At 70.8% G+C, this 19353-nt stretch carries 13 protein-coding genes and 2 pseudogenes; 6 read left to right on the top strand and 9 right to left on the bottom strand.

Features of this window, described 5'->3' with window-relative positions:
• The first annotated feature begins 649 nt into the window (after positions 1-649).
• Positions 650-2221 carry a sulfatase family protein gene (locus L1885_RS00990; protein WP_235794973.1) on the top strand — a complete coding sequence of 524 codons (1572 nt, stop codon included), beginning with the start codon at positions 650-652 and terminating at the stop codon, positions 2219-2221.
• Positions 2222-2505: 284 nt separating this feature from the next.
• On the opposite strand, the gene L1885_RS00985 is transcribed toward L1885_RS00990, so the two are convergent.
• Positions 2506-2766: a hypothetical protein gene (locus L1885_RS00985; protein ID WP_235794979.1), complete on the bottom strand. Its 261-nt coding sequence runs from the start codon at positions 2764-2766 to the stop codon at positions 2506-2508.
• 42 nt (positions 2767-2808) lie between these two features.
• On the opposite strand from L1885_RS00985, the gene L1885_RS00980 reads away from it, so the two are divergent.
• From L1885_RS00980 to L1885_RS00970, 3 genes and pseudogenes are all read left to right on the top strand, one after another.
• The gene (locus tag L1885_RS00980; protein ID WP_268983448.1) at positions 2809-3345 is read left to right on the top strand and encodes a ricin-type beta-trefoil lectin domain protein; all 537 of its coding nucleotides are present in this window, start codon (positions 2809-2811) and stop codon (positions 3343-3345) included.
• A 507-nt stretch (positions 3346-3852) separates the two neighbouring features.
• A pseudogene (locus L1885_RS00975) lies at positions 3853-4917 on the top strand (glycoside hydrolase family 18 protein); the annotation flags it as partial.
• Complete coding sequence (locus L1885_RS00970; protein WP_235794976.1) at positions 4897-5730, top strand: glycoside hydrolase family protein; 834 nt, start codon at positions 4897-4899, stop codon at positions 5728-5730. The pseudogene L1885_RS00975 and the gene L1885_RS00970, both read left to right, overlap by 21 nt.
• 660 nt (positions 5731-6390) lie before the next feature.
• Here the strand turns inward: L1885_RS00970 and L1885_RS00965 are convergent.
• The 3 genes from L1885_RS00965 to L1885_RS00955 all read right to left on the bottom strand — a co-directional run bounded on the left by L1885_RS00965 (position 6391) and on the right by L1885_RS00955 (position 10764).
• Positions 6391-7050 (bottom strand): glycoside hydrolase family protein, encoded by a 660-nt coding sequence (locus L1885_RS00965; RefSeq protein ID WP_235794972.1) that lies wholly within the window; start codon positions 7048-7050, stop codon positions 6391-6393.
• A complete protein-coding gene (locus L1885_RS00960; RefSeq protein WP_235794971.1) occupies positions 7047-8033 on the bottom strand; it encodes a thaumatin family protein in 987 nt (328 codons plus the stop codon). Before L1885_RS00960 ends, L1885_RS00965 begins: the two co-directional genes overlap by 4 nt.
• 1198 nt (positions 8034-9231) lie before the next feature.
• Positions 9232-10764, bottom strand: a complete 1533-nt coding sequence (locus tag L1885_RS00955) for an RICIN domain-containing protein (RefSeq protein ID WP_235794970.1) — start codon at positions 10762-10764, stop codon at positions 9232-9234.
• Positions 10765-11594: 830 nt separating this feature from the next.
• Between L1885_RS00955 and L1885_RS00950 the strand changes: the two genes are divergently transcribed.
• A complete protein-coding gene (locus L1885_RS00950; protein WP_235794969.1) occupies positions 11595-12068 on the top strand; it encodes a ricin-type beta-trefoil lectin domain protein in 474 nt (157 codons plus the stop codon).
• A 432-nt stretch (positions 12069-12500) separates the two neighbouring features.
• Here the strand turns inward: L1885_RS00950 and L1885_RS00945 are convergent.
• The 3 genes and pseudogenes from L1885_RS00945 to L1885_RS00935 form a co-directional block, all read right to left on the bottom strand.
• A pseudogene (locus tag L1885_RS00945) lies at positions 12501-12971 on the bottom strand (sigma-70 family RNA polymerase sigma factor); the annotation flags it as partial.
• Positions 12972-13463: 492 nt separating this feature from the next.
• Complete coding sequence (locus tag L1885_RS00940) at positions 13464-14120, bottom strand: response regulator (RefSeq protein ID WP_235794968.1); 657 nt, start codon at positions 14118-14120, stop codon at positions 13464-13466.
• Positions 14117-15346 carry a sensor histidine kinase gene (locus tag L1885_RS00935; RefSeq protein WP_235794967.1) on the bottom strand — a complete coding sequence of 410 codons (1230 nt, stop codon included), beginning with the start codon at positions 15344-15346 and terminating at the stop codon, positions 14117-14119. Before L1885_RS00935 ends, L1885_RS00940 begins: the two co-directional genes overlap by 4 nt.
• Before the next feature lie 307 nt (positions 15347-15653).
• Here L1885_RS00935 and L1885_RS00930 point away from each other — a divergent pair, with 307 nt between their 5' ends.
• Positions 15654-16139, top strand: coding sequence for a DUF4913 domain-containing protein (locus L1885_RS00930; protein ID WP_235794966.1), 486 nt, complete (start codon positions 15654-15656; stop codon positions 16137-16139).
• 451 nt (positions 16140-16590) lie between these two features.
• Here L1885_RS00930 and L1885_RS00925 read toward each other — a convergent pair whose 3' ends face one another.
• Positions 16591-17586, bottom strand: a complete 996-nt coding sequence (locus L1885_RS00925) for a hypothetical protein (RefSeq protein WP_235794965.1) — start codon at positions 17584-17586, stop codon at positions 16591-16593.
• A gap of 268 nt (positions 17587-17854) precedes the next feature.
• Positions 17855-19327, bottom strand: a complete 1473-nt coding sequence (locus tag L1885_RS00920) for a putative type IV secretion/conjugal transfer ATPase (protein ID WP_235794964.1) — start codon at positions 19325-19327, stop codon at positions 17855-17857.
• Between the last annotated feature and the right edge of the window lie 26 nt (positions 19328-19353).

Below are 19353 nucleotides of genomic sequence, written 5' to 3'. Positions count from 1 at the left end.
GGCAGGGTCGCGCGGCCGTGCCGGCCCGCCCCGGCTGACGCGGGCCGCGGGAAGCGCGCGAGCGCACGCCCCCGCCGGGCCTGACCGCCCGCGACGTCTCGCGAACGCTGAGGAGAGGGTGTACCCGCGCCGTGGAACAGGGTGTCCACGGCGAACGTCGCGAGCGCGGCGTCAGGAGATGCTGCCGCGACCGCTACGGCGAAGTCTTCGGTCACCGACACCGCGGCGTGGGGAGGATCGCCTCGCGCGTGGCGTTGCGCCGGTGCACCGTGGTGGCGCGCGACGCCGGCTTCCACCGTGATCGCGGAGGCCGCGCGATCCCCGGTCCGCACGCGCCGCGCCGCGCCGCCCCCAGGATCGCGTCCTGGTCCACCGGGCGTCCGTGTGCTGCGGACGACCGTGCCGGGGGGCCCGCCGTCGTGGGAGGGCCGCCTGCGACCGCTCCCTCCCGACTCCGCGGAAAGTGGCGAACCGTATGCCGGCCCCATCCGTCGAAGGGTCGGCGGCCGCGTCTCCCGCCGATGCTCCCCCTGCCTCGATCGTGGACGGGGAAGCGGCATCGTCCAGTCACCGGTCGCCACGCCGGTGAACGCGGCTCCCCCGACCCGTGCAGGACGCACCGGTCGACGTCTTACGTGGAGGCACCTTCATGCCCGGCACCAGTCATCTCCGGGGGCCCCTGGCTCTCGTCTCCGTCTTCCTCGCGGCGGCCGCGCTCACGTCGTGCACAGCGGCAGCCGGGGACCACGCGGGCTCGACGCCCTCGTCCGCGTCCTCGTCCGCATCCCCTTCCCCTTCGCCCTCCGGGCCCGGGCCGTCGCATCCGGCAGCCTCCGGCAAACCCAACATCATCTTCGTGCTGACCGACGACCTCTCCTGGAACCTGATCTCGTACATGCCGCACGTCAAGCAGATGGAGAAGGCGGGCACGACGTTCTCCGACTACTACGTGACCGACTCTCTGTGCTGCCCGTCGCGCTCGTCCATTCTCACTGGCGAATACCCGCACGACACGGGCGTCTTCACCAACACCGGGCACGACGGCGGGTACGGCGCCTTCATGAAGAACGGCGACGAGGAGAAGTGCTTCGCCCCGGCCCTGCAGAAGGCCGGGTACCGCACCGGGTTCATGGGGAAGTACCTCAACGGCTACCAACCCGCGGACAAGAACGGCACATCGCGCCCGTACGTCCCGCCGGGCTGGAACGAATGGGACGCCGCAGGCAACGGCTACCCCGAGTTCAACTACAACCTCAACGAGAACGGCAAGGTCGTGCACTACGGGCACAGCCCGAAGGACTACCTCACCGACGTCCTGTCAGGGAAAGCGGCATCGTTCGTCGACTCCTCGGCACGGGCGAAGAAGCCCTTCATGCTGGAACTGGCGACCTTCGCGCCCCACGCGCCCTCCACCCCCGCTCCACGCGACGCCCACCGGTTCACGGACCTCAAGGCGCCGCGGACCGGGGCATACGACCGCCCCAGCGTACCGACACCCGCATGGCAGAAGAAGATCACGCCCTTGACCGCGAAGGACGACCAGCAGATCAACCGCAAGTTCGCGAAACGTGTGCGCTCCGTTCAGGCTGTCGATGCCATGATCGGCCACCTGCAGGACGAGTTGAAGGCCAAGGGACTCGCCGACAACACCGACATCGTCTTCAGCTCGGACAACGGCTTCCACCTGGGCGAGCACCGGCTGCGTGCGGGCAAGCAGACTCCCTACGACACGGACATCAAGGTCCCCCTGATCGCCGTGGGCCCCGGGATCCCCGCAGGAAAGCGCGTCACGGCCCCCGCCGAGAACGTCGACCTCAACCCGACCTTCCAGGACCTGGCGGGCGCACAGCCGCCGTCCACCGTGGACGGGCGCAGCCTGGTGGGTCTCCTGCACGGTGGGAAGCAGCCCGACGACTGGCGGCAGGCCGTGCTCGTCGAGCACCATCACCCCGCTTCCAAGAAGGGTGATCCCGACGCGGCCCCGGACGACGCGGGCAACCCGCCCAGCTACGAGGCCCTGCGGACGGCGGACGCCCTGTACGTCGAGTACGCGGATGGGGAACGGGAGTACTACGACACCTCGGCCGATCCGGGCGAACTGAAGAACCTGGCGGCCTCGATGTCTTCGTCCCGCCGAGCCTCCCTGCACGCCACACTCGTGGCGCTGGAGCACTGTCACGGCACTGCGAGCTGCCGGACGACGTCTCGCCTGCACAGCTGAGGCCCTCGCCCCCCAGGAGGCTTCCCCTGACGGCACCCGGCACGCGCCCCGGCACCCGGCCGGGGCGTCCACGCAGGGTGCTCGTCGGTGCCGTCGGGCGCCTCCCGTCCGCCGGGCCGACCGGCGCCGGTCCTTCCCGGCGGCGCGCTGCGAAGTCACGCACTCGGGTCTCGGAACCGGGGGACCGGAACACCGCCGGCCACGCTCCTCGGTAGGCTGATCGAGACTTGACGCTCCCCGCCGGCCGAGGAGCAACTCACGGCTCAGGAGGCCCGCGTGGACGCTCAAGCTGCTGCGTCCACGACGCGTGCGGTCCTCACTGTCGTGGTCATGGACGCGATCGGGTACCGCGCTGACGCAAGGAGCCAGCCGTGGGCAGTGAAGGCGGAGTAGGCGAGCAGCACGACGAAGTCCTCGCCCTGACGGGGCGCGGGTCCGGCGAACAGTCCCGGACGGTCGTCCGGGTAGCGGCGATCGTGGCGGCGTTCGCGCTGCTCGCCGGCGGGGCGGTGAGCGCAGGGGTACTCCGGTCCGACGGGAGCCACAGCACTCCGGTGTCGAGCGAGTCGAGCGACGAGCAACCGCTCATGTCGGGGTCCCCGCAAGCCCTCGGACACATTTTACCGGCGGGAACGGACTCGGGGGCACCTGCTACGTCCGCCGCCCGCCGCCCCGGCTCCCCGGCACAGAAGCAGCCCGCCCCACGTCCGGGGAGTCGGGAGAGCACGGGCAAGATCACGGGACCCGGAAACGTCCACATGTGCCTCGGGGCAGTCGGCACCGGTGACCAGGCGCCCGCCGGAACCGCTGTGGAGCTGCTTCACTGCAGTCACTCGGAGCGGCTGCAGTGGACAATGAGGGCGGACCATACGGTGCGGGCGCTCGGCAAGTGCCTGGATGTCGTCGGCGCGGGTCTGGAGAACAATTCCAAGCTCCAGCTCTCCACATGCGCGGGAACCGACGGCGAGCGATGGGCACCGACACCCGACGGATCCCTGCAGAACCCGCGCTCGCGACGGTGTCTGGACGACCCCGCGGCCGCCACGGACATCGGCACGCGCGTGCAGATCTACGACTGTAACGGTCTCTACACACAGCACTGGAGCACACCCCGGATTCCCTGACCGCGCTTCGGGGCGGCCGTCCCGCTCCAGAGCCGTCGCCCACGCCGCAGCGGTGACCACCGACGCCGGCCGCCAGGCCGTGTCCGGCACTGACGGCACCCGGGAACCGGGGAGTGCAGCGGTCCCGGTCGCGCCCTCCGGAGGTCTCGCCCCGGGGCCCTTGGACGCAGTCGGCGCGGTGTCACGGCCGCAGGCAGCCCGGGCTGCCGTGATCCTGCCGTATCGGCCTCACTCGCCTCGACGCGGTGCCGAAGCGTGACGAGGCAGTGCCGAGGCGCGGGGACGCTCGCACACCGCCCGTGCGGCGAAGAAGGCGGCACGGTCCCGGCGGAAACGTGGCGCCTCGGCACCGGGGCCCTGCCCGACGACGCGTCCGGGGCCCGTCCATGGCACGAGCGCCACGCACTCGGCTCACGAGCAGAACCGTTCTCCTGGCGGCCCCGTAATGCTCGATGTGAGCCACCGGAACGGGATGCTCTCTCCGCCGAACCCAGGAGAAAACTGGACATGAAACGTCTGCGTACACTTCTCTGCGGCCTGGCCGCGGCGTCGCTGGCCGTCGCGGGCCTCACCTACCACGCACACACCACACAGCTCGACGCCGCCCACAACGCCGGTCTGGCGTCCGCGACGAGCCACGTGTCGAAACGCTGGTACGCCGCGGCCCCCTATCTGATGCCACTCGACAACGACGCACCCAGCGCGACCGCCATCATGGACGCCACGGGGCTCAAGGCATTCCAGCTGGCCTTCGTCCTCGCTCCGAACGGCGGAGGCTGCACGCCGACATGGGACGGCACCGCGCCCGTCTCGAACGACACCGCCGTCTCGGGGGTGATCGACGCGATCCGCGCCAAGGGCGGTGACGTCTCCGTCTCCGCCGGCGGCTACAACGGCACGAAGCTCGGCCAGGCCTGCGGTACCCCCGAAGCAACCGCCGCCGCCTATCAGAAGGTCATCAGCACCTACCGACTGCACGCGATCGACTTCGACCTGGAGGAGCCCGAGTACGAAAACGCCTCGGCCGTCCACAACGAGATCGGTGCGGCCAAGATCCTCCAGCGGGACAACCCGGGTGTCTTCGTCTCCGTCACCACCGCCGGGACGGCAGCGGGTACCGGCTGGTTCGGGCAGCAGATGCTGAACGAGGCCAAGTCGGACGGCTTCACCCCGGACGACTTCTCGATCATGCCGTTCGACGGCGGTTTTCAGGGCGCCTCCTCGCAGACGGCGGCACTCACTGCGTTCAACGGCATCCTGCGCTCCACGTTCGGCTGGGACGAGGCCACCGCCTACGCCCACGAGGGCTTCTCCGGCATGAACGGCCGCAGCGACAGCGGGGAGATGTTCCCGCAGGCGGCATTCCGAACGGTGCTGGACTACGCCACCGCCCACGGCATGAGCCGCTTCACCTTCTGGTCGCTCAACCGCGACCGCCAGTGCAGTCCGGCCGACAACAACGGCGCCACCTCCGGCACCTGCAGCAGTGTGCCGCAGAACTCCTGGGCCTTCGCGCGGCTCTGTGCGCAGTTCGCCGGCGCCGGCCACCCCGTGACACCACCCACCGATCCGCACCCCGTCCATCCCGTACAGCCGGCCCATCCTCTCCCTCCTCTCAAGCCGGCCCCCTCCCCCACTCACCAGCACCCTGGGAAACGGGTCGTCAAGGAGGGTGTCGGTCTCAACCCCGCGCCGGGCGCCTCGAAGGCACTCGCGGAGTCCGATGTGAGCTGGTACTACAACTGGACGTCCGCTCCCGGCTCCGTCACCCCGCCCAAAGGCATCGCATACGTCCCCATGATCTGGGGCCCCGGCTCCGTCACGCCCAACCAGCTGAGCGACGCGGCCAAGTACGGCAGCCAACTGCTCACCTTCCAGGAACCCGACCTCGCCACGCAGTCCGACATGACCGTCCAACAAGCCGTCCGTCTCTGGCCGCAGCTCGAGAAGACCGGCCTGCCCCTCAGCGCTCCCCAAGTCGCCTCCGGCGCCGCAACGCCCGGCGGCTGGCTCGACCGCTTCATGAAAGCGGCCTCCCAGCACCACCTGCGCGTCGACTTCATTCCCGTGCACTGGTTCGGCGGTGACTTCGGTCCCAACGCCACGAACGAGCTCCGCGACTACCTCGAAGCCGTCCACAACCGCTACCACAAGCCGGTCTGGCTCACGGAGTACGCGCTCACCGACTACTCCCAGCCCACCCCTCGCTACCCCACCCCGAAACAACAGGCGGACTTCGTCACGGCCTCCACCACCATGCTCAACGGCCTCGACTTCGTGCAGCGCTACGCATGGTTCACCCTCTCCACCCGGACCAGTCCCACCGGCCTCTACGACGGCACCACCCCCAACGCCTCCGGCCGCGCCTATCGCCAGGCGCGTTGACCGGCACCGGACCTCCGGAACGCGGTGCCGCGGTACGGAGGACCCGGAAGGCGGCGTGAAGTTCGCCGACCGTCCCGGGTACCGGACGTGGCGCCCCGCCGTACGGGTCGGGGCGCCATCCGGTCGTCGGTGCCCCTCCCGGCCGTCTCGCCCCGGCCCGTCCAGGTCCGCGCCCGGCCACCGGGATCAGCCGGCACCGGACGCCACAAGCTCCAGTGCCCTCCGGCCGCCCCAGCTTCTCGTGTCTCCGGCCGCCCGAGGACGGGCGGAGCCGGTGCATGCGGTCGCCGCCCGACCCGTGGGTGCCGTGGGGAAAGCCGCGGTCGCGGCCGTGGACCGAGGCGGTCGACCCGTCGGTGGGCACATCAATGCGCGATCGGGAGATTCCCGCCCGTTCACGCACTCGGCACTCGATGGCGAGCCGCCCTGCCGGGCCTGCGGTGCGGGAGCCCGCCACCCGGGCACCAGTGCAGTACGCCACCCGCTTCGAGGGGAGCGACAGCCCTTGGAGGCTTCCGGTCTGGTCCTTTCCGGCGGCGGCACAGACGTGCCCGCCGGCCTTGGCCGGGGGCCGGAGCGGACAGGGCGCCCGGCACAGCGCGAGCATGCCGACGGTCCCGGTGCCGCGTCCTCGCCGCACCGGGACCGGATCGCGCCCGCTCAGCCGGCGTGCTGGTAGACCTGGCCGCTGGCGTTGGCCTTCGTCCCATCGTAGAGCCCGGTCGGGCTGGTCCCGGTGGACAGGGCGAACCACGCGTAGCGCTCCACGAAGTCCAAGCCGTTCAGCATCTTCGTCGACGACGCCACGAAGTCCTTCTGCTGCTGTCCGCTCGGGTAACGGGGCGTACCGTGGCCGTAGTCGGTCAGGGCGTACTCCGTCAGCCAGATCGGCTTGTGGTAGCGGTTGTGCACGGACTCCAGGTAACTGCGGAGCTCCTGCGCGGCGTTGGGCCCGAAGTCACCGCCGAACCAGTGCACCGGGATGAAGTCCACGCGCAGGTGGCGTTGGGCGGCGCCCTTCATGAACCGGTCCAGCCAACCGCCGGGGGTGTCGGCGCCGGAGGCGACGGCGGGAGCGCTCAGCCGCAGACCCGTCCGCTGGAGCTTGGGCCAGAGGTCGAGGGCTTGTTCCACGGTCATGTGGGACTGGGAGGGCAGATCGGGCTCCTGGAAGGCCAGCAGTTCCTTGCCCTGCTTCTTCGCGTTGCCCAGTTCCCCGCTGGTCACGGACCCGGGGCCCCAGATCATCGGAACGTAGTCGACGCCCTTCGGCCTGGCCAGGGCTCCGGTGCTGGACGTCCAGTTGTAGTACCAGCTCACGCCGGACTCGGCGAGGGCCTTCCCGGCTCCGTCGACGGGGTTGAGCCCGACGCCCCGCTTGTCCCCCTCGTTCCCGGCCGGCTTGGCCGGTGTGCCGTGGTGCGGCGGGGTGGGGGGACCGGCTTCTTGACCGGGTGCGGCTTCGTGTGGACGGGGGGCCGCACGGTGTGCGCCGGTCCCCCGGTCCCGCTCCCGACTCCGAAGGTGATGGTCATCCCGTGACACCTGGAGCAGCTGCGCATCGTCTGGTTGCCCTGCTCATGATCCTGGGCGGACCAGGCGTACGCGGTGGGGCACCTCTTCTCGATCGCGTCACTGTACGGGGTCGGGGCATCGCGGTTCGGGTTGACGCAGACGAGTGGCCTTCCCGTGGCGGGGTCCTTCGTGAGGTTCGCGGGAGGGCAGGAGGACAGGAGGTCGATGGCGCACCCGGTCGCGGAACACTCGCCGTCGGTGGGCCCGTTCACGTCGTTCGGCGTGATGGTGACCGGCGTCGACACCGCGTCGACGTAGCTGGCGTCGTACCAGACCCCCGCCGGATCACTCGGGTTGAAATTGAACTCGGCCAGACTCGCCGGCTGTTCACCGACGGAGCAGTGGTCGACGTACGGTCCGCAGTCGCCGACCGCGCAGTGGAACGTGGAGCCGTTCTCACCGCCGCACCCCTGGCGGGCGAAGATCCTGCCCCGCCAGAATCCGGGGCCCGTGTGCTCGGGAATGGCGATGGGCTCGGACTTCGCGCCCGGGGCGAGTTGCGGCAGCCCCGTGAGCGGGATCGATCCGTCCCCGTTGACCACACTGCCGACCCAGATGGGCGCGTCGGTGTTGTTCACGATGGTGAGGGTGTGATCCGCGGAGCCGGCCGTCGCGGCCTCGTTGATGGGGGTGGCCGAGCGGCTGAAGTGCACGGCGGTGGCCGTGCCCGACACACCGACGATGACGAGCAGGAGGGCCAGCAGGAGTGAACGTGTTCGTCTGCGCATGGGCATGCCTCACGGGTCGAGTGGTGAGCGCACGATCTGGGCGTGTGCGCCGGTGAGGGCGATCGGCGATCGCTCGCGCCCGCACGACGGATGGCCGGGGTGGGTGGTTCACGGCCCGCCCCGGTCCGGCGGCGTCGCGCGGCGCGCGTGCTCGACGGGGTCAGCCTCGGCGGCCAGGGGACTTCGCCCTCGTGGGCGTGCCGGGACGCCGGACGGGCTCGTGAGGGGGCTGGGTCGCGTTCGCCCCGTGCGCCCCGCGTCGCGGCTCAGCAGCCGACGACGACGCGTGGCGGGCCACCAAGGCGTTGGCCGGCGCCTTACTCACCGGGAGCACGGGACTTGACGGGGTGGACATCGGCGACACGTCCCCGGAGCCTCGCGGGGACGGGGAGGCCTCCGGCTGCTTCCGCGCGAGTGGCGGCGCGGGTGAGGGCGGCGGTGCTTCCCGTCTGTCTCTCGACGGCGGAGGCTCACTCGCGGTTTGCCGGGCGGAGCCACCCCGCTTCTGCTCCCGTCCCTGCTCCCGCTGCTGTCCGCGTGCCTGGACCTGCGGCCCGGCTTCCCGTTCGAGGAGGAACGCTCGTATCCCGGCAAGGTGCCGCGCCTCCGCCTCCGCCTCCTCCTGGAGGCCCGTCAGCCGACTGAGCAACCACGCGTTCCTCGGAGGCAGGCGCAGGGACCGGTGTGCGTCGAGCCGGGACCCGACGGCCTCCGCCAACTGCGCCAGCTCGTCCGGCGGCAGCTGTTCCAATGGCCGCCCCCGCACGACGGGAACCCGGCCGCGGTGCGCGGCGTCCTGCCTCCCGGCCTGGTCACCGGGCATCCGGGGCGGCCGATCCGGCGGTGCGGGCCCGGCCCGCCGTGCGCCGATGATCCGGCGCAGCAGCCGTACCAGCTCCTGCCACAGCGAAGGCCGCCCGCTGCCTCCCGCCGGCTGCGGCCCCGCCTCGGTGTCCTGACCGGGCGACGAGCTGAACACCTCTCCCAGCCGCGAGGCCCCACGCCGCAGACGGCGTTTCGCCTCGCCCCACACCGCGCCTCTGCGGGTGCCCAGGAGCTTGTCGGCCTCCTGCCGCCAGTACGCGGTGGCCCTCGTCCTGGGCGGGACATCCCGCTTCCACCGGAGCCGGTTCCCGGCCGCCTGCTCGGCCATGTCACTCTCCCCTCGCCCTCGCCCTCGCGCCCCCAGGGGCCGAGGTCACTCCCTCACGAGGGTCCACTGGTGGTCGTCCAGGTCGCTGCATCCCCAGACGGTGATCTTGACGTGCGCGTTCTTCCTGCCCGTGCGCGCGACGTCGAGGCACTGGTCGCCGCTCTTCTGGTTGCGGATCCAGTACGTTCCGTCCGAGCGCTTGTCGAACCACCAGAGCTGGTTGTCGCTGGGCGTGTTGTAGCAGTGGTACTCGCTCACCGAGGTGCCCGACTCCCTGGGCCCGCTGGCTGGCAGGTCAAGGCAGAGGCCGTCCTTGACATTGCGGATCAGGTAGAGATCGGCTCCTCCGGTCCCCTTGGCGCTCGGGTTCTTCTTCAGCGTCCACCGCTGGTTGTCACCACTCGACGGGTGGCACGTGCCGTCCTGGAGGGGCTGCGACGGCTTGCCCTTGCCGGTTCCCGGCAGATCCAGGCAGGAGCCCCACTTCTTGTTCTTGAGCACGACCGGGCCGGCGGGGAGCTTCGGACCGTGCCGGCGGGGCGGGGCGATCTCGGGATGCGGAGCCGGCGGGACCGCGATGACCGGTGGAGGGCCGGAAGGGGACGAGGAGGCCCTGCGGGAGGCCGACGGGGAGGGCGAGGCCGGGGCCGACTTCTTGGGAGAAGGGGAGGGCGACAGAGCCGGCGACGGAACAAGGTCGGCGGGCGGCAGCACACGGTGCGGGGCGTCACTCGGAGAGGGAGGCGTCTCCCTGACCGAACCGGTGGCCTGATCCCGGCTCCCGCCCCCCGAACCGCTGCCGACCACGATGAGGGGCACGACCACCAGGAAGGCCACCACGACGCCCGCCGCCCCGACGACCACCGGCCGCTTGAACAGCGGAGGCGACTCGTACTCGTCGTCCGACTGCCCGCTTCCCCTGCCGCGTGACGAAACGGCCGGGGGCGGGGTGACGCCGGACGATCCGCCACGCGGCAGAACGGGGCCGAGTGCCCTGCGTGCCATGTCACCGACAGCGGAGAAGCGGGGGGTCTCCGGACTGCCGGAGGCGGCTGGGCTCTCGGCACGTGCGTCGGGATCCGTGGGACCGGCGGGGTGGGGAGACTCCTCGGTCTCCCCACCCTGCCCGTCGAGTCGGCCGGCCGGGCCGTCCGGCCGCTCCGTTCCGGGCCCGTCATCGGCGTACGAACCCGGAACGATGTCGCCGGCTGCTTCGCCCGCGCCCTCCTGCCGCTGCCCCACCAGCCTGCTCGAGCCGTCGGGAGCCACCTCGACGATCGCCACGTAGTCCGCCGCCGGGTCGGTGATGGCCGCCGTGACGGCGGCGTTCCGGCTGCGCGCGTAGCCGTGGAGGGTGTCCAGGACCGCGACGTCCGCCTCCTCACCCCCGATTCTGGGCACGCGGACTCCATCCACGACGGCGTCCCCGTCCTCGCCGATGAGCACGGCGATGAGGGCGGGTCCCCCAGTCGCCGCGGAAGCTTCCGCCTTGCCGAGGTCCACGCCCTGCCCGATCCTGGGATCCGTCCGCCCCGTGCTCGGCCCCTGCGGCCCGTCCGACTCCTCACGCGGGCCCATGGCCCCTCCCCTCTCGATGCCGCGCCACGGAAATCGCACCCGTCACACGACGGTGCCGCTCGCGGCGTATCGACGAACGGCAACGGCACCAGGGCCGCGGTGGTTCACCGGCCCCCGCCCGAAGGGCCTTTGCCCACGCGCCGACCGGTGGATCGGCGCCTGCGCGCATCCGGATCAGCCGGGGCCGACCCGCCACCGGGCCGCACGCGCCACTCCCCCAGGACGCGGTGGCCCCTTGACGGCCCGTCGCCCTCGATGCGCGCCCGAAGGAGCGGAGCTTGCCGCACAGAGGAAGCCGCGGCGGAAGGGGGTTGCCGGACAGGTGGCAATCAGGCTGATAATCACTGTGGTCTCTGGGGACTCAGCAACCCTGTGCCCGAAAGACCCGTGGAGACCCTTTCGTCGGCATGTGCATATCCCTTCGGCCACCTCCGGCCGAGGCGTGACCATGGACGGACGATTCGGCACAGTCGAGGGGATCGATGATGAACGCCGGGCGCAAGCAGCAACAACGGGCGGACGGACGGCCGCCTTTAGCGGCATCGGGAGACCAGCGTCAGTCCAGGTCCGTCATCTGGACGGTGGCTCTCGCGGCCGTGTTCGCACTGGTCGGTGGCGGAACCGTGGGAGTAGCGGTACTTCGCTCGCACATGGGGGCGGACTCCCGGGCGACGAGCAGCGCGCAGTCGACCCCACCGGCCTCTTCGTCGCCTCCCTCACCCATCGCCCCCGCGTCCCCCCGGCCCTCACCCCGTCGCGAGCCGGAGCGCAAGAGCAGTCCGGCTGCCGCCCCGACGCCGACCGAGCGGCCGAATCCGCCTCACTCGCCGGTGACATCAGCCGGCCCGCCCGCGAAGGCCGAGCCGACCACCGGTCGGATCACGGGACCGGGCGACGTGCACACCTGCGTGGACGTCACGGCGACAGGCAGGTCCGCCGCCAAAGGGACAGCCGTCATCCTGTCGCACTGCGACGACTCGCCGGGGCAGCAGTGGACGATGGCGGGAGATCACACGATCCGCAGCCTGGGAAAGTGCATCGACATCGTCGGGAGCAGTTTCGGCGAGAACTCCAAGCTCCAACTGTGGTCCTGCGACGGCCGATACGGCGAGCAGTGGGTCCCGGTGGACGACGGAGCGCTGCGGAATCCCAGCGCGGGACTGTGCATCGACGATCCCGCGGCGGAGACGAATTCCGGCACGCGGCTCCAGCTCTGGGAGTGCAACCATCTCTACACGCAGAGCTGGACGACTCCCCGTGTCCCGGACACGAACACGCCGATCCGCGGTGCCCGGCCCTCGTGAGGGATCACACGTCCCGTCCACGGCAGTCCGGTGGTCGTCGCCGGCTCCACCCAGGGGCGCTCGGCGCCGCGGGTCCGGCTGGGCAGACCCCACCATGCCCTGCCGCATCCCCCTTCCGCGGCCCGGACCGGTGCGGGTGACCTCCTGCCGGGGCAGGGCGCACACCTTCCGCACCGCACCGTCCTGTCGGCGGCCGCGTACGGACCCGGAAGGCACTGTCTCAGGCTCGGCTGCCGGCGTGCGTACGGCTGGACGGCCGGAGGAGGACGCCGCGCCCGCGCGTGCACGTCCCGCGGGCCGCACCTCCGCGCAGCGCGCGGCCGTCGGCCACGCGGGGCGGGAGGCATCCGCCGAGGAAGGCTCCGGCGGGGTCGTGCCCCTGCCACCGGGTGACGCCTCCGGGTCAGGGCGCTGCATGATCAGCCGGAGTTGCTTCAACGCGTTGTGCAGACGCGACTTCACCGTGCCCGCCGGTATGCGCAGGACACCGGACACCTCCTGCACGGTCCTTCCGACGAAGTACATCTCGTAGAGCACCTCCCGGTGCCCGGGCGTCAGCCGGCGAAGCGCGTCACCGATGACAACGGAGCTGAGAGCCTGCTCGATGTCGTCGTGCTCCGTCGAACACCCCTCGAGCCACGGATTGCCGTTGACCTCGGAGGGTCTTGCCCGGCGCAACCGGTACTCGTCGATGACCAGGTTCCGCGCCACACGGAACGCCCACGGACGCAGCGGGGTCGCTCCATCGAGACTGTGCTTGCGCCAGCAGCGCAGCATCGTCTCCTGGACGATGTCCTCGGCCTTGTACTGATCCCCTCCCAGCAGACGCAGCACATAGGAGTACAAGTCGGAGCGGTGCTCGTCGAACAGCGCCCGGACTGCCTTCTCCCGTCCGTCCAGCACACCGACGGATCCGAGGACTGTCCCATTCACGAGGTGTTCCCTCCCTTGCGTGCACACCCGCGGCACCAGGCCCACCGTGCGGAACCCGGTGACCCCTCGTCCGGCCGGTCGCGCGGACCTGCAGGGAGCGGGGGGACACCGGGGCGACGATGCGTCAGTGGGGCAGTGGGGCAGTGGCCTGCACGAACGTCTTGCGTCGGGACAAGACGATCTCACCGGGGCTCGCGCGGGGTCATCACACCGTGGAATGAACGGAGCCCGTGAAACCCGGCCGTTCGGCCGGGGCGGGACCCCGGCCAAAAGGCCGGGGTGGTCGGGGCCTCATGCCCCATCGCCGCGTCCCGGCAGGCTTTCGGGCAGGCCGGCGCGGGGTTCCCGAGCGGATCCCCCGAAGCCTGGCCCCAGGGCCGGGGTCGCGCGGTGGGTGGGGAGCAGGCAGGGTGCCTGCCCGGTGAGGGATGTGATGGGCGGTGGCGGCGACCCCGGCGCGGCTCAACGCACCAGACGGGACTCCCACGCCCACACCGCGACCTCGGTGCGATTGCGCAGCCCGATCTTCCGCTGGGCACTGGTGAGATGAGCCTTGACAGTGGTGGCCGAGAGGCTCAGGCTCTCGCAGATCTCGGCGTTCGTGCGCCCATGGGCCACCTCCCGGACCACGTCCAGCTCCCGTGGTGTCAGATCGGCGGACGCGGTCCGGCGAGCGGGCCGGGCGGCGCCGTCGTCGGTGAAGTGCTTCAGCAGGCGGGTGGTGACCGAGGGGGCCAGCAGTGAGTCGCCCTTGGCCGCCGCTTGTACCGCCTCGATGAGGAAGTGCGGGCCGGAGTCCTTGAGGAGGAACCCGCACGCGCCGGCGCGCAGGGCCGCGTACACGTTCTCGTCGAGATCGTACGTGGTGACCACGACCACTCTCAGCGGATCGGCCACGTCGGGGCCCGCGAGCCTGCGGGTGGCCTCGAGGCCGTCGAGAACGGGCATGCTCACGTCCATCAGCGTGACGTCCGGGCGAAGTTCCGTGGCGAGGCGTACCGCCTGGCCGCCGTCGGCCGCCTCACCGACCACCTCGATGCCCTGCTGGGCCTGGAGGATGAGCCGGAAGCCGGTGCGCACCAATTCCTGGTCGTCCGCGAGCAGCACCCGGATCGTCACGGCCGCTCCTTCCGCGGGCGCGGCGGGGCCATGTGCCTGCCGGGCAGCGGCAGCCGGGCGCTGACCCGCCAGCGGTCCGGCGGCTCCGTACCGGCCTCGACGGTGCCCGCCACCGCATCGACGCGCTCGCGCATGCCCATCAGGCCGAACCCGTGGCCCTCGCGTGCCTGGCCGGTCACTCCGTCGTTGACAATGTCCACCAGCAACACTCCGCTCCTCGTTTTCTGCTGGATACGCAGGGCGACACCGACGAAGCCCGCTCGCGGTGCGTGACGCCGGGCGTTCGTCAGGGACTCCAGGACGACCCGGTGGACGATGGTGGCCAGTTCGGGGACAAGGAAGAGGCGGTCCGCGTCCGAGGGCAGCTCAAGCCGCACCCGATCGTCGTCTCCCACGGCCCTTCGTACGGCCTCGCGAAGACTCGTGGGGCGATCAAGGGCGTCCTCCCGGAGCATACCGACGAGTTGGCGCATGGCCTTCACCGCGCTGCCGCCCGCCTGTTCGATCTCGTCGTAGAAAGCCTCGTCCTGGGCAGGCAGCGCACCCCTTGCCGAGGCGACGACCCGGGCTGCCTGGGTGCGCACCACGATGCCTGTGACGTAGTGGATGACCAGGTCGTGCAGATCGCGTGCGAGACCGAGTCGTTCCGAGGTGCGGGCGTGGGAGATCTCGGCGGTCCTCCTGCGATCGGCGTCACGCAGCAGGAGGCCGACGGCCACGGCGATCCCCCACGTCTGCGCCGCGGGGGCAGCAAGCAGCGACCACCCCGACCCGGCGTCGCGCACGAGGGGCGCGGCCACCGCCAACAGTCCGGCGCAGACGGGGAAGGCACCCTGCGACCATCGTTGGAGACGGCGGCAGGCCGCGCCCGTCAGCACGGCGAGGGCCAGCATCTCGGAGAAGGACGACTGCGGTTGCACGGACCGGTCGGCCAGGTCGGCCACGGCCGCCGCCCAGGATGCGAGGAAGGAGGCGAAGGCCGTGCACCACCCGAGGGCCGTAAGACGGTCGGGCAAGGGACGGCGGGACATGGCCAGTACGGCGACGACGGGCCCGACCAGGATGTTCAAGGTCGCCATCATCCCGAACAGGCCATGCGGCAATGCCTGCCGGAAGTTCCAGGAGAGATCGACAACCACCGCCCCGGCGAGTCCGAGGAACTCCACCACAAGCGCGCCGCGCTGGAGCGCGGACGGCTTCGCACCGGTGGCGGAGGCTGTGTTCACGTTGGTCAGCGGACCTCGTGGCTCGTGGAGGTGTGGGAGAGGGGCGGGGCCGGGGGCAGGCAAACGCCGCGTCCGTGAGTCTCCTCTTCCCCGTGACTCGGGCCGGACCCGGCGGCCGGAACCGCTGGACGGCGCCGCGTGCCGCACGGTTGCGAACGGTACGGCCCATCCGGACGGCAGTTTAACGGGTCGGCCCGGGCAGAGGATCACTTTCCCGGCGAACCGTGAACTGCAGGGGCACGTCGAGTCGGTGACCCCAGCCCACCGGAACGCCCCGGAACGCACCCGGAAAGAGAGCAGGCCGCCTATGTCCATCGACGATCCCCAGCCCCCCGACCCCGACGAGAGCCGGGAGGACGCCACACCCGGGAAGCCCGGGAGCGACGAGACGCCGGCCGCCGCCGTCGGCGAGGAGCCCCCGCCACCACGTTTCATCCTCTACCGCGAGGGCCCGGCGTACGGGAGGGAACTGCGTCAGCTGACGCTGTGGACCCACCACGTGCTGCTTCCCGTGTACGGCAGAGAGGTGGACTCCAGCGCTCCCTGGTGCTCCGCCTGGTGGCAACACCCCGAGGCGGTCGCCCAGTTGCACGGCCTGTGGCTGGCCTGGGCGGAACTGACCGGCCCCGGCTCAAGCCTCACGGGCCCGGCCAACTGGCACCGGGACTTCCTGGGTCCCGTGATGGCGAGCCTGCGCGACCCGTCGGGCCCCTTCGCGGGCTGCAAGCCCGGCGCCCACCGCGCGAAGCCGAGTCCGCCGGTGGACGCGGTGGATCCGTTCGGGCCGGCATGAGATTCGGCAAATATGCCGGCAAGACCCGTTCGGTCCGGAAGTTGTCCAAGGATATGATCCTCAATGCCGGTTGTTCGAAATGACGAGCCTATCCTGAAAGGTTGGATTTTCGACGAAAAGGCCTCGTTTCTCGCTCGATGACCTCGCACGACTGGTTTCTGATATCCGTGGCTCAACCGGTCTACGCATACGATATCCCTGCGTTTCTCCCGGCTGCGGCTGCGGCTGCGGCTGCGGCTGCGGCTGCGGCTGCGGCTGCGATCAGATACCGTGCCGGACCCGAACAAGCACCTTCCGCCCGTGTTCACGCAGAGACATGAGGCTGCACCAACCCTGCCCTGTCGTCATACATCCCCCGGAACGTCAGACACGCAGCGCGTGCATCCGCCTCCGTACATGCCGCAAGCCGGCTTCCCGTAGGAACGGGAAGCCGGCTTGCGGCATTGGCTCATCAGGCGACCTCTATCCCCGGCCCTTGCCCTTGTCCTTGCCCTTGGTCTTCAATTTGCCGGACGAATGCCGCCCGCCCCCTTGGTCGCGGGCCGGAGCCGACCTGCTGGACGAAGCCACGGCGTCGTCCGTCGTATGACGCCGACGACTGGTGCTGCTCGACGGGACGAACCCCCCCCCCCCCCCCCCCCGCCGGCGCAGTGGTGGGTGACTGAGGCTGCATCGAGATGACAGACCCCCGCTCAGAGCCTACCGGGGAGTCGAGCGCCTGAGGGATTTGCCCCGGCTGAATCTGGCCCGGCCCGGAACCGATAACTGGGTTGTAGCGCTGAAGATACATCTCCCCGCCGGGATCCAACGGCCGTCGCGCGCTCTCGCTGGCGTGGCGCGTCACGTCGATGCCGGTGGCGAGCGCGCCCGTGTAGGTGCCGACACCGCTCAATACACTGTGGGCGGGCTCCTCGACGAAGTTCGAGATGGTGTTTGCTCCCCCCGAGACAAGCCTGAGCCCGATCGCCCATCGCTTCGCCGTGTTGGCATAGGCGCCGGCATTATGCGTTTCCCGGAATTCCGTATATGACTCCCAGGCCGCAGCGACGACCTGCCCGGCATTACCTCCGTACATGAGGATATTTCTTGCCAGACCGTTCACCAGCGGAGCGGTTCCCATCGCGAGGGTGGGCAACGTATCCCTGGCGAGCTCGGGGAACGGCAGGTTCGCCACGAACTGGATTGCCTCCGGAACACTCCTGCTGATTCCCTCCATGGTCCACTGTGACCGCCTGGCGCTCCACCGCGCGACGTTTTCCCCATCAGACGCGTAGTACCGCCCCGAGTTCCCGTCGTACACCGCTGTGGTGGCTTCGTCGAACAGAGGGGGTGCGTCCTCTGGGACGAGACGGTCGGACAGATGGGGAACTCCATCGACGATATCGTAAGAGCTGTAGGAGGAAGCGCTGGAATTACCGCTTCCATCAGACAGATCTGAGCCTGGCATCTGATCCCTCCTCTACGCGCACGGATTGTCTCGAACAGAGCCGCCGACCGACCCGGCCTCTATCCAGACGGCGCCGAACCCGACACAACGAACTCCGCTCCGCATGCACAACGTTTGCGCGCTACCAACGGTTCGGCGTTTGCCACCTTTCCGTCCCGCCCTTCCTGACAGCCGCGGACCGGTTGATACGCCACGTGGCGTCATGACCTGAAGCGTCGACTGAGCCCTGAGAGCGACGGGCGGGGTGTGCAAGAGCGGCAAGTTCTCTTCAGCCGCGCGGCTGCGGACGCCACCTCTTGTTCGTGTCGTTGACCGCCAGTTCGGCCTCCGTCAGGTCCACGTGCAGGGCGATGCCCGGCCGGTTGCCCACCTTGATGAGGAAGTTGCCGAGACCCGGCGGGTCGCTGCGGCGGCCGCCCGCGCCGTCCCAGGCGGGTGGGGTGGACCAGTCCACCAGCAGGCGCTGCTCCGCCTCGGACAGCTCGACCACCTGGGCCAGTTGGGGCATCTCGGCCGGGGGCAGGCCCGCGCACACCACCATGCCGGCCCGCTCGACGAAGCCCCTGGCCTTCGTGCGGTCCTCCTCGGTCGGCAGGGCGAGGAGGTCGTCCAGGCTGTGGGTGATCATCGCGAGGCCCACGCCCCGCTGGCGGTCGAGGCGGGTCAGGGCGTTGACCCGGTCGACCAGGCCCCTGCCCGCCTGGAGGACGCGCCACAACTCGTCCATGACGACGAAGTAGTTGCGCCGGGGCTCCAGGCCCGCGTCGGCGAGTGCGTGCGCGGCCGAGACGGCGCCGAAGCCGTAGGACCAGCAGGACAGCAGTGCCGCGGCCTGGAGCAGCACCTCGCTGTCGTCGATGCCGCTGATGTCGAAGCAGACCGGGCGGTCGAGCTTCATCGCCTCGGTGGTCGGCGCGGCGAACGTGCCGCCGAGGCGCCCGTTGCCCAGCAGCGCCGTCAAGGACGCCTCCAGGCTCTCGGTGATGTCCCGGTAGCGGGTGAGGTCGCCCCGGTCGAGCGCCACGGAACGCACCGGCTCGGGCGCGTCCTTGAGGACCTGTACGAGGTCGCCGAGCAGCGGGACGCGGCCGTCTCGGTGCCGGTCGTCCAGGACGTCCAGCGCGGCGGAGAGGATGGTCTCCTCGCGGTCGGTCGGCGGTGCCGAGCGCAGGATGGTGATCAGCGCGGACACCATGTGCAGCCGCCGGCCGTGGACGTCGGCGAGCAGCCGGTCGCGGGCGCTGCCGGTGAGCCGGGCCGCGGCGTGGACGGACTCGCCGGGGTCCAGGACGTTGAGGCTGCCACGGCCCCGCCCCAGGCTGATGACCTGTCCCCCGATCGCCCGGATCAGGTCCGTGTAGTCGGGCTTGAGGTCGCCGAAGATCAGCGGGTGCACGCCGTATCCCGACAGGCCGAGCGCCATACGCCGCACGGCGGTGGACTTGCCGAGCCCGGGCCGGCCCAGCACGAACATGGACGGGCTCGCGAGCAGGCCGGTGCGGGTGAACCACGACACCGGGTCGCAGCACACCGTGGCGCCGGAGTCGAGGTCGCGGCCGAGCGGTACGCCGACCATCGGGGTCCCGGCACCGGCGCCGAACGGCCACAGGCCGCACACCTGGACGGTGGTGCCGCGCCACTCGGGCGCGGGGTCGACGTAGCCGACCGTCCCTCCGCCGGGTCCGGGCCAGCCGCGGTGCGTGGGGCGGGTGGGACGGCGGTCCCTGGTCTGGTGTGCCATTGAAGGGTCCCTGCTCTCAGCCGGGG

It is taken from the genome of Streptomyces fuscigenes (assembly GCF_021556455.1).
Taxonomy (GTDB): domain Bacteria; phylum Actinomycetota; class Actinomycetes; order Streptomycetales; family Streptomycetaceae; genus Streptomyces; species Streptomyces fuscigenes.
Note: the sequence above shows the minus strand (reverse complement) of the source record. Positions and strands in the feature narration are given on the sequence as shown.